We start from the raw sequence: 14,531 nt of genomic DNA on the forward strand, positions 1-14,531 counted from the left end.
TTAAGCCCTCCTCATTAAAAAAGAAGATAACTTCTCAATAAATGTCTGTTTTTCTACTTTGTGTCTTGTTTCTTCTCTTTCAAACAAGGCGTCCGCTAAAAGACGGACTGACCGGCTGGCTTTTGCCTGAGGACTTTTTATGAAAAAAGGAACCTGTTCGACAACTGCTTTGCTTACGATCGGATCGTCAGAAACGGAACCAGCAAACTGAACCTGAACATCCAAAAACATATGAATCGTGCGGGAAAGGCGGGTAAAAGCGTCCAGCCCTTCTTTTTGATCACGGCACCGATTGACAGCGACCCTCATTGATAGCTTATTTTCCGTCAAAACCAAGTGCTTGACAGCGCTATATGCGTCCATGATGGCCGTAGGTTCGGGAGTTGTTATGATCAAAATATCTTCTGCCGATAAAATAAAAGGCAGCTGATCTTTTGATAAGCCCGCTCCCATGTCAAACAGTACATAATCGAACTGGCTTAACGCATGAGATAGTTCATTGGCAAAAAACGCCCATTTTCTCTGATCCAGCTGAAATATCACATCAAGACCGGTTCCCCCTGATATGTACCGCAAACCCTTTGGCCCAACAGATAATAACTGCATCAAAGGCTTGCGATCGGTTAATACATCGATAATCGTGGAAGACGATAAATTTCCCATTAATATATCAATGTTCCCCATCCCGATATCAAGATCGATGAGCAGTACCTTCTTACCTTTATCCTGCAGCGCAAGAGCCATGTTTAAGGTAATATTGGATTTTCCGACACCGCCCTTGCCGCTGATGACAGCAAGTGTCTTCGCTTTTTGAGAATAAACCATTGGCAGAACACGCTGACGCTTTTCCATTTTCGCCCGTAAAGTTGCTGCTTGGTCATATCTGTTCATCTGCACAGCATCCTTACAAAATCAAGAGGTGATACAGTCTGTATATCCTCCGGCACATTCTGGCCGTTTGTTATAAACCCGGCACCTATTTTTGATTCTGCCAGTATATTAAATACAGAACCTAAAGAAGAAGTCTCATCTATTTTTGTAAAAATGAACTGATTGACAGGGACAGATGAAAACCGTTTGACAATATGCTTCATATCTTCATATTTTGCAGTCGCGGATAAAACGAGAAATGACTGAATGCTGCTCTCAAAAGGAATCGTCTCTTTCAATTCATCAATGTATTGCTGCTCCTTAAAGTTTCTTCCGGCTGTATCAATAAACACATGATCATACTCAGAAAATAACTCTTTCGCCTGCTGAAATTCTTCTTTTGTATAGCAAACTTCCAGAGGAGCCTGCAGCAGTTCGGCGTATGTTTTCAACTGTTCAACAGCTGCAATACGATACGTATCTGTTGTAATAAAAGCAATTTTTTTCTGTTTTTCAAGCATAGATATGGCTGCGAGCTTAGCAAGCGTTGTTGTTTTACCAGCCCCTGTTGAACCAAACAGCACGATATACTTTGAATGAATAGGCTCCTGCCACTTGTCTGCTGAAGGCAGCGTATCACATAGGATATCCTGAAGTTTACTGACCACGTTTTCTTCCGTAAGACCGCCCGCTTCCACAGAGCAGCGCAGCAATTTTTTCAGAGCGCTCATCTTCGTTGCCTCTTTAATCCCCGTTTCTTGCAAAAGCTTTTCTGCTTTTCGCAGCGGCTCAGGAAGTACAGATTGATAAGCTGAAAAATCACCGGGTTCATGTTGCGCCGGAAATTGAGGGGGGTATGTCCTCTCCTCTATTTTCGGACTGCTGACCGGAGTTTTTAATGTTTGTTTCGGCTCAGCTGCCTTCTGAGGCGATTTTTTCTCAAGAAAGTCTTGATCCAATACGGCAATTACTTCAACAGCAGGCTTGTTGACGAGTCCAAACCATTTTCGCTTTTTAATTTTTTTCGAATTTAAGATGACCGCTTCATTACCCAACTCTTTTCTGATGAGAAGTGCCGCTTCTTGCATTGAAGCAGCAGTAAATTTTTTGATTTTCATTAAATATCCACCACTCCAATGCTTTGTACCTCAACATTCGCCTCAAGTTCGTTATAAGAGAGTACCGGAAGATCAGGGAAGTATCGTTCCAGAAGCTGTTTCACATACATTCTGACAGGCGGCGAGCAAAGAAGAATCGCAGTTTCCTGACGCAATGAGAGCTGTTCGGCTTCTTTAGCGACAGAGCGCACAATACTTTCTGAAATATCTGGTTCAAGCGACAAATAATTCCCGTGTTCCGTTTGCTGTACACCGTCTGCTATTGCCTTTTCTACACGGCCCGAACAAGTAACAACCTTCAACACTTCATTTTCTTTAGCAAACTGGGCTGTAATTTGTTTTGCCAGTGCCTGTCTTGTATACTCTGTCAAAAGATCAGAATCTGTTGTTAATTTTCCATAGTCAGCAAGCGTTTCGAAAATCGTTACTAAGTTTCGGATTGAAACTTTTTCTTTTAAAAGCTTAGCCAGCACCTTCTGAATATCACCAACAGACAACGGATTCGGCGTAACCTCTTCCACAAGGACTGGATACGTTTCTTTCAAGTGATCGATGAGCTGTTTCGTCTCCTGTCTTCCGATCAATTCGTGGGCATACTGCTTAATTTTCTCCGTAATATGGGTTGAAACGACTGAAGCAGGATCGACAACTGTATAACCAAGCATGTCAGCCTCATCCTTTACCGATTCGCCAATCCATTTGGCCGGCAGTCCGAATGACGGCTCCACTGTTTCAATCCCTTCTATGAGATCGTCTTCAGGCGTAGGCGACATCGCTAAATAATGATCAAGGAGCAGCTCGCCTTTTGCTACTTCGTTTCCTTTAATTTTCAATCGGTATTCATTAGGCTGCAGTGCTATATTATCTCTGATGCGCACGACAGGAATGACAAGCCCTAGTTCCAGAGCCAACTGGCGGCGAATCATAACAATCCGGTCTAATAAATCACCGCCTTGATTGGCATCAGCAAGCGGTATCAGACCATAACCAAACTCAAATTCTATCGGATCTATGTGCAGAAGCTGAACAACGCTCTCAGGGCTTTTAAGCTCGTCAACCTCAGCCTCTTCCTCAAGAATCTCATCCACTTCTTCTTTTTCCTTACCTGATTTAGATAGCGTATAAGCACCGAAAGCAAGCAGCCCCGCAAGCGGCCCCGTCAGAAAAATGCCAATCGGAGTGAAAATACCAAGAAGCAGAATCGTAGCTGCTGCGACGTATAAAAGCTTTGGATAAGCAAACAGCTGACCTGTAATGTCATGCCCTAAGTTTCCTTCAGAGGCAGCTCTTGTCACGACAATACCCGTAGCTGTAGAAATTAACAGCGCCGGAATTTGCGAAACAATTCCATCCCCTACAGTCAGCATCGTAAAGTGTGAAGCGGCCTCTTGAATAGACATGCCCTGCTGAAGCATTCCGATAATGATACCGAAAATAATATTGATCATCACAATGATGATTCCGGCAATCGCGTCGCCTTTTACAAATTTACTGGCACCGTCCATTGCTCCATAAAAGTCTGCTTCTCTTGCCACTTTTTCGCGGCGGTGCTTCGCTTCCTGTTCGGTAATCATCCCTGCGTTTAAATCAGCATCAATACTCATCTGCTTCCCGGGCATTGCGTCCAGCGTAAACCTTGCTGCAACCTCAGAAACACGTTCAGCACCTTTCGTAATGACGATAAACTGAATAATAATCAGGATGATAAATACAACAAGTCCAACTAATACATTTCCGCCGACAACGAAATTTCCGAAAGTCTCGACGACTTTTCCTCCTTCACCATGTGAAAGAATTGAACGGGTAGTTGAGACGTTCAAGCCCAAACGAAATAGGGTTAAAAGTAGCAACAGTGACGGAAAAATCGAAAACTGAAGCGCTTCCTGCATATTCATTGTGGTGAGAAGCACGATCAACGCAAGAGAAATATTTATAATGATCAAAATACTTAACAGCCATGGAGGAAATGGAATCACCAGCATCGCCACAATGAGGACCACACTTATTAAAACGGATAAATCTCTTGTTGACATGCTGTTTTTTCTCTCCTTTTAAATCGAAAAGTTCAATATACTTTTTGTTTTGTTTTATATACGTAAGCTAGAATTTCTGCCAAGACTTTAAAAAATTCTTCCGGCACTGCCTGGTCAATTTCTACCTGATCATATAACGCACGGGCAAGCGGTCTGTTTTCTACCATCATGACATCATGCTCTTTAGCAATTTTCCTGATTTTTAACGCCAGGTGGTCAACACCTTTTGCAACAATATAAGGAGCGTCCATTTTTTCTTCGTCATATTTCAGGGCAATCGCATAGTGAGTAGGGTTTGTGATAATGACATCCGCTTTTGGAACTTCCTGCATCATCCGCCTCATCGCCATTTCCCGCTGTCTTTGTTTAATTTTAGACTTGATAATCGGGTCTCCTTCAGATTTTTTGTACTCATCTTTTATATCCTGTTTTGACATTTTGATATTTTTCTCATAGTCAAATCTCTGATATAAATAATCGAGACCAGCAAGAATCAACAAAGCGACTGCACCGCTCAGCCCCATCCACAGTGTGAGCTTTGAAACAAAAGAAAGGGCCTCTTCTGGTGTCAGGAGCGGGAGCCGGAGAATTTCTCCATAATGCAGCCAAAGAACAGCGAAGGCCGCAAAACCGACAACCGTAATTTTCAATATCGATTTAATCAGCTCTACAATCGCCCTCATACTGTATATTCGTTTAAATCCTTTGATCGGGTCCAGTTTTTCAAGCTTAGGCTGTATCACTTCAGCAGAAAACAAGAACCCAACCTGCATATAGTTGCTTACGACCCCTGCAACAAGAGCGACAAGCAAGATCGGTGCAAGTATGATGCCCGTATCCTCTAATAAGCTGATAAACAGTGTGTGCACATTTGATTCTGAGAGCTTCATTGTGAGCGACTCGGTATAAAAAGTTTCTATAAATGACAGCAGCCTGTCTCTCATAAACGGACCAATCGCAATAAGCGAAAGGAATACTACCAATAAAGAAATGGCGGTATTGACATCCGCGCTTTTTGCTACCTGCCCTTTTTTTCGCGTATCCTTCCGTTTTTTCGGAGTGGCTTTCTCTGTCTTTTCTCCCGCAAAAAACTGCAGGTCAATTCTAAGCTTCATTAAGAAACACCGACCAATGCTAAAAGATTCCGCATCGTTTCAATCGTTAAACTAAAGACATTCCGCACAACGACGAAGATAACGGACATACACACAATGAGCATGATGAAACTGACAGCGATCTTTAAAGGCAGACCGACAACAAATACATTTAATTGCGGAACAGTTCGAGCCACGATACCTAATGCTAAATCAACAAGAAACAAACTGGCCACAACCGGCGCTGACATTTGAAAAGCAATAATAAACATCGCATTAAAGCTTTTCGCGATAAAATAAGCAAACTTTTCATCGCCGAAATTCGGAAATGCCTGATCAACTGAAATATACTGAAAGCTGTAGTAAATACCGTCAAGCAGCAAATGGTGGGCATTGACACTCAGCATAAACAAAAGTGCCATCGTATAGATAAACTGGCCGATCAACGGACTTTGTGCACCAGTTTGCGGATCAATAACATTCGCAATTGAAAATCCCATTTGAAAATCAATAAAAGAGCCGGCAATTTGAACTGCGGCAATCATCATATAAGCAATTAAGCCTAGACAAAGACCAACCAAAGCTTCCTTAAACGCCAAGAGCATATATTGCCCATCTATCTCCAAAGAGGGAGGTTTATCAATGGTGCTGAAACAAATGACCGCGAGAAAAAAAGCAAATCCAATACGATGAACAGCTGGGACATTCCGGTGTCCGAATAGCGGAATCGTTACAAAAAAAGCAGAAATTCTAATAAAAACCAATAAGAAGGCAGGAAATAAATCAATAATCGAATTCATCTCTACATTACCCTGCAAAACGATTTAAATTAGAAAACAGCTCTGTTGTAAACGAAAGAATGGTCGACAGCATCCATGGACCAAAAAAAATCAAGGCCAGAAGAACTGCCACGATTTTCGGAATAAACGCCAAAGTCTGTTCCTGGATTTGAGTTGTCGCCTGAAATATGCTGACGATTAAACCGACCAGTAAAGCAATAGCCAGCAATGGCGCACTGATCATCAGCGTTACGTATACGGCTTTTTCCGCCATAGAAATTACAAATTCTGAACTCACGTTTAGCACCTACCCTAAAAGCTCTGAAGCAAAGATTTCACAATTAAATACCAGCCGTCTACTAAAACAAAAAGTAATATTTTAAAGGGCAGAGAAATCATAACTGGAGGGAGCATCATCATTCCCATTGACATTAAGACGCTCGCCACTACCATATCTATAATTAAAAATGGGATAAAAATCATAAAACCTATTTGAAACGCTGTTTTGAGCTCCGATATGGCAAAAGCGGGAACCATTGTCGTTAGTGGAATATCCTTTAATGATTCCGGTTTATCCATTTTCGCGTAATTCATAAACAGCGCCAGATCCTTCTGCCTTGTGTGTTTACTCATAAATTCTTTAATTGGTTCCTCAGCTTTCGTATACGCTTCGTCCAAGCTGATTTTGTTGTCCATCAATGGCGTCAGCGCTTCTTTATTAATCTCTGAAAAAGTAGGAGCCATAATAAAAAACGTTAAAAACAGCGCAAGCCCGATAAGAACCTGGTTTGGCGGCATAGATTGCGTCGCCAGTGAAGTCCTGACAAATGACAGAACAATGACGATGCGCGTAAAACAAGTCATAAGAATCAATATTCCAGGCGCCACTGAAAATACAGTTAACAATAATAGTAATTTAACAGTTGAACTAACGTTTTCCGGATCGCTTGAATTGAAAATATTTATAAACTCATTCATGATGACGTGGGCCTTTCTTCTTTCCTTCAGAACGGTTTTGTTTTAACTCTTCAAGCTGCTCTTTTAAAGCTTTTGAAAATGAAGGCAGTTTTTGCTGCGGCTGATGTTCAGAGCCCTTCAGCGGCTTCACAAACTTTTGCCACTCTATCTTGCTTGACATTGCCTCTTCATGCTGGCTGAGAATGACTTCAATCTCTTTTTCATCCTCAATTTCTTTCAGCAGCTGGATCGTCTCTCCAACACCGACGACGAGCACACTTTTTCCGACTTTGATCAATTGGATAGATCTGTTTTGGCCGACCGATGTGCCGCCAATATTTTCAACATATTGAAAAGGCTTTAGGAGCCGATTTCTTTTGTTCATGAGCTTAACCAGCCCGTAAATCAGCACGATAACAAACAGTAAAGCGAAAATCATCTTTACAAAATCAAAAGCTGAGACAGAAGGAGCCGCCGCTCCCTCCGTCTCATCAGCAGTTTGTGTTGTTTTTTCTTCCTTTTGCTCTGACTTATCTGCAGTTTTTTCATCTTTCTTTTGAAACCATTCGTTTACAGTTGAATTATCAGAGTCTGCTGCGGCAGCAGCAATCGGATGTACACTGAATAAAACGAAAAAACAAATAAAAGCGATGAAATATTGACTCTTTTTCAACAGTCGTACACCCTTTAACTTAATGTTTTGTTGATTGCTTCAAGCACACGGTCTGCCTGGAAAGGTTTTACGATAAAATCCTTAGCGCCGGCCTGAATGGCATCGATAACCATTGATTGCTGTCCCATAGCAGAACACATAATGATTCTTGCCTGTGCATCAATTTGTTTAATTTCTTTTAATGCTGAAATCCCATCCATTTCTGGCATCGTGATATCCATAGTAACAAGATCAGGAGAATGCTCTTTATACTTTTCTACTGCTTGTGCTCCATTTTCAGCTTCCGCTACTACTTCAAAACCGTTTTTCACCAAAATATCTTTAATCATCATTCGCATAAATGCTGCGTCATCTACAATTAAAATTCTGTGTGCCATAATCAATCTCTCTCCTTGTGTTTCGTTATTTTAAATTATTAATGCGCTCTGCCTGGCTTAAAATGTCAGTGACTCTTACACCGAAGTTTTCTTCAATCACAACGACCTCGCCTTTGGCAACAATACGCTGATTAACTAAAATATCTACCGGCTCACCGGCTAATTTATCAAGCTCAATAATACTTCCGGCAGAAAGCTCCAAAATCTCTTTTACGCTTCTTTTCGTTCTGCCAAGCTCAACAGTAATCGAAAGCGGGATATCCAAAAGCATATCCAGGTTGTTTATAGGGGCTTGCGAAGCCTCATTTGGGTCAAACGCGGAAAATTCCACCGGTGAAACCTGAACTGGCGCTGTTTTTTTCGGCGTTCCCTGCCTTTTTGGCGGCTGTTGCTGCTGCGGTTCAATACGCGGCTCTGGTGCCACAGGCTCTTTCGGCTGCTCATATGTAACATCAGGCTGCGGCGTTGTTTCTCCCTCTGCATTTCCTGTGTTCATAAGGCTTGAAATTAAATCTTTCGCAAATGTCAGTGGGTAAAGCTGCATAATGCTGGAGTCTATTAATTCTCCCACCTTTAAGTTGAAAGAAACTTTCACCAGCATTTCATCATCAGGAATACGGTCTGTTCCCTTTTCTTCAGTGACATCGAGCAATTCAACCCGAGGCGGTGAAATATCAATTTTTTTACTGAATACAGTAGACATTGATGTGGCTGCCGATCCCATCATTTGGTTCATTGCTTCTTGAACCGCACTTAAATGGATTTCACCGAGTGAAGGGTCCGCACCTTTCCCATCTCCCCCGATCATTAAGTCAGCAATGATCGCCGCGTCATTTTGTTCCACGACCAACAGGTTGCTGCCGCTGAAGCCCTCCGTATAATTTACTTCAATCGCTACATACGGTTCAGGAAACGCATCGCTGATTTTACTTTTAGGTATGACAGTTACGCTCGGAGTCGTAATATCGACTTTTTGGTTTAAAAGCGTTGACAGCGCTGTTGCAGAACTGCCGAATGAAATATTTCCGATTTCACCGATCGCATCACGCTCCATTTCCGATAAGTCAAGTACTTCCGGAACCTCTGGCTCATCCGGCGTGCTGCCAGTGCCGTTAAGAAGCGCGTCAATCTCATCTTGAGATAATCTATTATTCTCCATCTTGTTCACCTCTTATGTCGTGATCTAAAATTTGCACTGCCTGTTTTCGATTCACCCGGCCGGCTTGTCCTAAAAATTTCGGCTTATCTCCGACCAATACAGTAAGAGGATCCGTGACTGATTTGTCCAAAGTTATGCAGTCTCCGACTTCTAAACTTAAAAACTCTTCTATTGTCAGTTCAGATGTGCCGAGCTCGGCCACGACAGGTATTTGTGCTGTCATGATACGTTTTTCAAGCGATTTTGTTTCCTCAGGCTTCGGCTCATTTCTATCTGATTGCATCCAATAGTGGACTGAAAGTTTCGGTATGAGCGGCTCGAGGACGATATGCGGGATACAGAGATTTATGACACCGCTGATTTCACCGATTTGAGTATTGAGTGAAATTACCACGACTGTTTCATTAGGAGATACCATCTGAACGAATTGCGGATTTACTTCAAACTCAGTCATTTCCGGTTCAATATCAGCAATTGACTGCCAAGCTTCTTTATAATTTCCCAGTGCATTTTCAAATAAATTAGAAATGATTTTTGTTTCAATTTCTGTCAAGCTATCAACCTTATTATGGCTGATTCCAATACCTCCCATTACCCGATCCATCATCGTATAAGCAATCGTCGGGTTAACCTCCATCATAATCCTGCCTTCCATCGGATGGACATCAAACAGATTCAGGATCGTCATGTTCGGTATAGATCTGATAAATTCCTCATACGGGACTTGGTCAACAGAACTGACAGATATGTGAATATAGGTTCTGAGCTGAGCAGAAAAGTGAGTAGTAAGAAGTCTTGCAAAATTGTCATGAATTCTCGTTAAACTGCGGATCTGATCCTTAGAAAACCGCAGCGCACGTTTGAAATCATAAACCTTCACTTTCTTCTCTTTTTCTTCTTTTTTCAGCTCTTCAGCGTCCATTTCACCAGTTGATATTGCAGAAAGCAGTGCATCTATTTCATTTTGGGAGAGAACTTCTCCTGACATTTTCCTCACCTCCGTATTCTGTCAAATTATGCTTTATTGCAGATTAAAGGAGGTAATATACACTTTTTCTACTTTTCCTTTTTGGAGGTAGCTATTTATTTTATCTTTTAGTTCCTTCTTAAAGGTTTCTTTTCCCTTGTCTCCCTCAATCTCATTAGCATTCGTATCAGCCAGCAGTGATATTACAGCGTCCTTCACTTGAAAATCACGTTTTTCAAGTTCTTCTTTTGATTTATCAGAGTCAGTTTCAAGTTTAATAGCAAGCCGGATAATGTTATCAGACTTTAAATTTGTTGTGATCTCTTCTACATCAACAGAAGATGCAACGATTTCATCAATACTTTTTTTCGCTTCACTTTTTTCGGACTTTCCGCCTAAAACAAAATAAGCCGCCGCCCCGAGAGCACCAATTATGATAAGAATAATTAGTAAAATGATCATTAATTTTTTCTTCATTCCGGTTCCTCTATTCCTTGATCCATTGAAAATATTTGTATTTTTCGGTAGAAAGATGCGATCTTTTCCAGAACAGCTTCTTCATCTTCTTTTACTACAAACTTCTTACCATTTGACAGAGTGATTGTAGTATCCGGAAAGCATTCAATCTGTTCAATAAACAGCGCATTCAGTGTAAAGGGCTGCCCATTCAAACGGGTTACTTTAATCATAAAACAGCGGAGAAGCGATTACTCGCCTCCCCTCCCTCCTTAACGTTTAAGGTTAACCAGTTCTTGAAGGATTTCATCAGATGTTGTAATAATTTTCGAGTTTGATTGGAATCCGCGCTGGGCAACGATCATTTCAGTAAATTCGTCAGTTAAATCAACGTTAGACATTTCGAGAAAACCTGATTTAAGGGAACCTGTACCGCCATCACCAGGCTGGTTGGCTGCACTGGCAGTCCCAGAGTTTAAAGACTCACGGTATAAGTTGCTTCCGATTTTATCCAGACCGTCACTGTTTGCAAAAGTAACAATCCCGATTTGTCCGCCGTCTTGTGTTTGACCGCCCGCATCAACAATTGACACCTTTCCATCAGAACCAATGCTGAAGCTTTGTGCATCAAGAGGGATTTGAATTGTTCCACCAGTCATATTTAACACATGATAGCCATCACCGGTAACCAGTGTTCCGGTATTATCTAAATAGAAGTTTCCTGCTCTTGTATAAGCTGTTCCGTCGCCTGTATCAATTCTAAAGTAACCATCGCCGTCAATCGCTAAATCAAGTGTTCGCCCTGTGCTTTGTGTTGCGCTTGTTGAATGAATTGTATCAATTGTGCCAGAAGATGAACCTAAACCGATCTGCTTAGAGTTCGTACCGCCGATAGTTGCACCAGCCGCAGAACCGCCGGCAATTGTTTGGCTTACCATATCTTTAAAGGTAACACGGCTCTTTTTGAATCCTACTGTATTCACGTTGGCAATGTTGTTGCCGATAACGTCAAGCTTTGTTTGAAAGTTTTTCATACCGCTGATTCCAGAATAAAGTGAACGTAACATAATAAATTCCCCCAGATTTTTTATTTCGAAGACTGTGCTACAGACATTACATTCCACGGATTGATCTCGGTCCCATCATCAAGAATGAGATAATAGTTTCCTTGAGAATGTTTAACAGAGCTTACTGTGCCAGTTTTATCTGTTGTACTTTGACCATCAGTCCAAGATACTTCTTTTCCCAACCAATCAACATACGAAGTAAACGGATCTTGATTTTCAACAAATTGAGTCATGGTCTTATTCATGTTCATCATTTGCTCCAAGCTTGAAAAAGTCGCCATCTGGCTGATAAATTCTTTGTCATCAACCGGGTTGAGCGGATCTTGATTTTGGACTTGAGTCATTAATATCTTTAAGAACTCATCTTTCCCCAAGCTGCTATTGCTAGTCGTCACAGTGCTTGTTTTTTCAGGCAGTTTATATTCTGAACTTATAGAAGTCATTCTTCTTCCTCCATTTCAACCATCGACACTTCATCGAGCAGATCGCCGAAATCATTTGATTGCTTTTTCTGTCTTTGCTGTCTCTGCCCCTCTTGCTGCTGTTTCTGTTCATCAGCAAGCTGACCGTATATCGGCTGATCTCCGGTTTGGACCGGGAGAGTAAAACGGTCAACTTGAACGGCCATATTCGGCAATGATTGCTTCAGCTGAGGAAGATGCTGTTCAAGCAGTTCCTTTGCTGATTGGCTCGATGCAATGATTTTACTCTGAAAGATCCCATTTTCATTTGTCAGCTTGATTGTGACAAATCCTAAATGTTCAGGGTTCAGCCGAATGGTGAAACTTCCCGTCGATCTGCCGAAAGGCGTATATTTCATCTGCTTCCATGCATTGATCACTTGATCAGCCACCGTTTTTGTTTCAGCAGTCGGTAAATCAGTTGAGAGCTGCTGCAGATCCAGTGTTTGAACTCCAGTGTTCCGGTATCCTGAAAACAGCATTTGGAGTCCTGATTTACTATCTACAGGCTGAATACTTCCAGAAGCATCCGGTCCACTTTTGCTGGATGAACTCTGTGAGAGCGGTGAGAGGGCACGCTTTCCAAAGTCTTGCGATGATTCGGATGATTTCGATAACAGGAAAGCTTTCAGCTGACTTTCAGCTAAATTCCATTCTTTGGTCCCTTTTTGAGGAAGCATAGACATTTGTTCCATTAAGCTTTGAAAGCTTTTCAGCTCTGACGCTGTCATCGAATAAAGTTTTGAACTAGACTCATCTTTAGTGAATATTTGCTGTTTAAGATCCTGAATGAGCTGTTGAGATACGCCCTTTTTTTCTAATGCAGAAAGAAATTGATCACCATTCTGGTAAATGACATGAGCTTCATTTCCCTTCCCGCGGTCAGCTAGCTTATTCCCTTCTAGCAGCTGACTAATGAACATCTGGATAAGGATAAGTTCTTTATCATCCTCAGATCCTTCATTCTCCTGATTTGATTGCTCTGTATCAGACTTCAGTTCTCCATTAATGTCAGCAGCAGAATCATTGGTTGCCAAAGCCGTTTTACTTTCTGAAATGATTTTGTCTGCTTCTACGAGTAATTGATCTGTCCCGCCGGACACTTTTGATTCAACTGCTTGCAACAGATTCTGCAGCATTCGCTGAGCAGTTTCATCCAACTGCTCCCCTGTTAGTTTGTTTAATGTTTGCAGAAGTTCCGCTTTTTGTTTGTCTTGATCTTCAGGACTTGCATTTAGCCAATCACTGATCTTTTTAAGCGCATCTGCCAAAAGATGACCGGAAGTAGGAGTTCCACTTCCTTGTTCTGAGATTTCCTTCAATCCGGCCTCAGACATCAGCCAGTTTTGAAAAACTCCCTGGTTACTTTTCATGGTTTTAGCAGCAGTACCCGCTGTGGTTTGCAGCAAAGGTCCCGCCAATTCAAGCAGCTTCACCTTCAATTCCCCCTATTCTTGGCTGGCAGCAATTTTTTCTGTATAGGTTGCTGCTTGCTCAGGAGTCATTTTTGCCAAGATGTCAGCAAGCTGCTTTTTGCTTAGACCATTCAATATTTTCAGCGCTTCTTGCTCCTTTAATTGGGCAATAATTTTAGCAGCCTTTCCGCTGTCCATGCTTTTATATACACTGATCACTTTGTCATCCTTAGAAGAAGAATTCGAACCTGATGTTTCTTCAGGATTATCTTCTGATGACTTTTTTTGATCCTCCGCCGTCTTTTCAAGTGAACGGATCTTTTGATTGAGCCTGTCGATTTCAGATTTACTTGTTTCTAAATCTTTATTCAATATACTGATTTCACTTTTTTGGTCCTTAATGGTCTTTTCCAGAGCTGCCGTATTACTGCTATCCTTATTTGATGCTGTGTCTTTTTTATTTTCGGTTTCAGGAACCAATTCTTTAAGAACCGGCGTTTTTGCCGCAGCTTCCTGTATCGGCTTTAAGACATTGACACCAGCAGCCCAAAGAACAATCCCCCCAGCGATTAGAAGAAACATCAACGGAAGGATAATGATAAGCAAAACCGAACGGAACTTACCTGATTTTTTCTTTTTGCCGGACATTACATTCGCTCCTAATGGCCTTGAATCATAAACTGCTTGATCGAAATATCGTCCATTTCTTTCATCTCTGCAGCTTTGTCTTCAAGAGCAAACATTTTAAACTGTTTTTCACGCATTTTTTCAAACTTTTTTACTTCTATATTTTTCTCTGTCAAAATTTCTTGTTTTTGATTCATTTGATTTCTTTTCATAATGACAAGCTTTTGATAGTGATAGATCGTATTTTCAAGGTTTGAGACAAATTGCTGGTAATGCCTCATTTCTTGTACACTCATGCCGCTTTTCAATTTCTTTTCCTTATTTTGTTCAAGCAATTCCTTTTTGCTCATATTCTCATATAATTTTTCAGCAACATTTTCAAATTCAGAAACTGATTGCTGATACTCGGATAAGGATTGATCTTTCTCATTTTCTTTTAGTTCCAGCAGCTTTTGGAATCTAAATTGATAAGCCACGT

18 protein-coding genes are annotated in these 14,531 nt (G+C 41.4%); all 18 read right to left on the minus strand.

From position 1 onward, the window contains the following. Genes flhG through fliJ form a run of 18 tightly spaced genes read right to left on the minus strand, consistent with a single transcriptional unit; the run spans position 1 to position 14,529 of the window. Entirely contained in the window at positions 1-897 is an 897-nt protein-coding gene (flhG, locus tag BSI_RS11690; RefSeq protein WP_080030824.1) for a flagellum location/number ATPase FlhG, read from the minus strand. Beyond that, on the minus strand, positions 888-1,988 hold the full coding sequence (gene flhF / locus BSI_RS11685) for a flagellar biosynthesis GTPase FlhF (protein ID WP_003238520.1): 1,101 nt from the start codon (positions 1,986-1,988) through the stop codon (positions 888-890). The genes flhG and flhF overlap by 10 nt, the downstream gene beginning before the upstream one ends. Then, entirely contained in the window at positions 1,988-4,021 is a 2,034-nt protein-coding gene (flhA, locus tag BSI_RS11680; protein ID WP_003238521.1) for a flagellar biosynthesis protein FlhA, read from the minus strand. The genes flhF and flhA overlap by 1 nt, the downstream gene beginning before the upstream one ends. Before the next feature lie 32 nt (positions 4,022-4,053). Further along, positions 4,054-5,136 carry a flagellar biosynthesis protein FlhB gene (gene flhB / locus BSI_RS11675; RefSeq protein ID WP_003238523.1) on the minus strand — a complete coding sequence of 361 codons (1,083 nt, stop codon included), beginning with the start codon at positions 5,134-5,136 and terminating at the stop codon, positions 4,054-4,056. Beyond that, the gene (gene fliR / locus BSI_RS11670) at positions 5,136-5,915 is read right to left on the minus strand and encodes a flagellar biosynthetic protein FliR (RefSeq protein ID WP_003238525.1); all 780 of its coding nucleotides are present in this window, start codon (positions 5,913-5,915) and stop codon (positions 5,136-5,138) included. The genes flhB and fliR overlap by 1 nt, the downstream gene beginning before the upstream one ends. Positions 5,916-5,922: 7 nt before the next feature. Next, positions 5,923-6,192 (minus strand): flagellar biosynthesis protein FliQ, encoded by a 270-nt coding sequence (gene fliQ / locus BSI_RS11665; RefSeq protein WP_014113798.1) that lies wholly within the window; start codon positions 6,190-6,192, stop codon positions 5,923-5,925. Between the two features lie 14 nt (positions 6,193-6,206). After that, a complete protein-coding gene (fliP, locus tag BSI_RS0121135) occupies positions 6,207-6,872 on the minus strand; it encodes a flagellar type III secretion system pore protein FliP (RefSeq protein ID WP_019258404.1) in 666 nt (221 codons plus the stop codon). Beyond that, positions 6,865-7,524, minus strand: coding sequence for a flagella biosynthesis regulatory protein FliZ (gene fliZ, locus BSI_RS11660; RefSeq protein WP_003238527.1), 660 nt, complete (start codon positions 7,522-7,524; stop codon positions 6,865-6,867). Before fliZ ends, fliP begins: the two co-directional genes overlap by 8 nt. A 14-nt stretch (positions 7,525-7,538) precedes the next feature. Then, positions 7,539-7,901: a chemotaxis protein CheY gene (gene cheY / locus BSI_RS11655; RefSeq protein ID WP_003220882.1), complete on the minus strand. Its 363-nt coding sequence runs from the start codon at positions 7,899-7,901 to the stop codon at positions 7,539-7,541. A 25-nt stretch (positions 7,902-7,926) separates the two neighbouring features. Continuing rightward, positions 7,927-9,060, minus strand: a complete 1,134-nt coding sequence (gene fliY / locus BSI_RS11650) for a flagellar motor switch phosphatase FliY (protein WP_003238528.1) — start codon at positions 9,058-9,060, stop codon at positions 7,927-7,929. After that, on the minus strand, positions 9,050-10,048 hold the full coding sequence (fliM, locus tag BSI_RS11645) for a flagellar motor switch protein FliM (protein ID WP_003220879.1): 999 nt from the start codon (positions 10,046-10,048) through the stop codon (positions 9,050-9,052). The genes fliY and fliM overlap by 11 nt, the downstream gene beginning before the upstream one ends. 33 nt (positions 10,049-10,081) lie before the next feature. Continuing rightward, entirely contained in the window at positions 10,082-10,504 is a 423-nt protein-coding gene (fliL, locus tag BSI_RS11640) for a flagellar basal body-associated protein FliL (protein ID WP_003238529.1), read from the minus strand. Further along, positions 10,501-10,716, minus strand: a complete 216-nt coding sequence (gene swrD / locus BSI_RS11635) for a swarming motility protein SwrD (RefSeq protein ID WP_003220876.1) — start codon at positions 10,714-10,716, stop codon at positions 10,501-10,503. Before swrD ends, fliL begins: the two co-directional genes overlap by 4 nt. 39 nt (positions 10,717-10,755) lie before the next feature. Next, a complete protein-coding gene (flgG, locus tag BSI_RS11630; protein WP_003238530.1) occupies positions 10,756-11,550 on the minus strand; it encodes a flagellar basal body rod protein FlgG in 795 nt (264 codons plus the stop codon). Between the two features lie 20 nt (positions 11,551-11,570). After that, a complete protein-coding gene (flgD, locus tag BSI_RS11625) occupies positions 11,571-11,993 on the minus strand; it encodes a flagellar hook assembly protein FlgD (protein WP_003238531.1) in 423 nt (140 codons plus the stop codon). After that, the gene (locus tag BSI_RS11620; protein ID WP_003238532.1) at positions 11,990-13,447 is read right to left on the minus strand and encodes a flagellar hook-length control protein FliK; all 1,458 of its coding nucleotides are present in this window, start codon (positions 13,445-13,447) and stop codon (positions 11,990-11,992) included. The genes flgD and BSI_RS11620 overlap by 4 nt, the downstream gene beginning before the upstream one ends. Positions 13,448-13,459: 12 nt before the next feature. Next, positions 13,460-14,074, minus strand: a complete 615-nt coding sequence (locus tag BSI_RS11615; RefSeq protein WP_003238534.1) for a MotE family protein — start codon at positions 14,072-14,074, stop codon at positions 13,460-13,462. A gap of 11 nt (positions 14,075-14,085) precedes the next feature. Beyond that, on the minus strand, positions 14,086-14,529 hold the full coding sequence (gene fliJ / locus BSI_RS11610; protein ID WP_003238536.1) for a flagellar export protein FliJ: 444 nt from the start codon (positions 14,527-14,529) through the stop codon (positions 14,086-14,088). Between the last annotated feature and the right edge of the window lie 2 nt (positions 14,530-14,531).

The organism is Bacillus inaquosorum KCTC 13429 (assembly GCF_000332645.1).
Classification (GTDB): domain Bacteria; phylum Bacillota; class Bacilli; order Bacillales; family Bacillaceae; genus Bacillus; species Bacillus inaquosorum.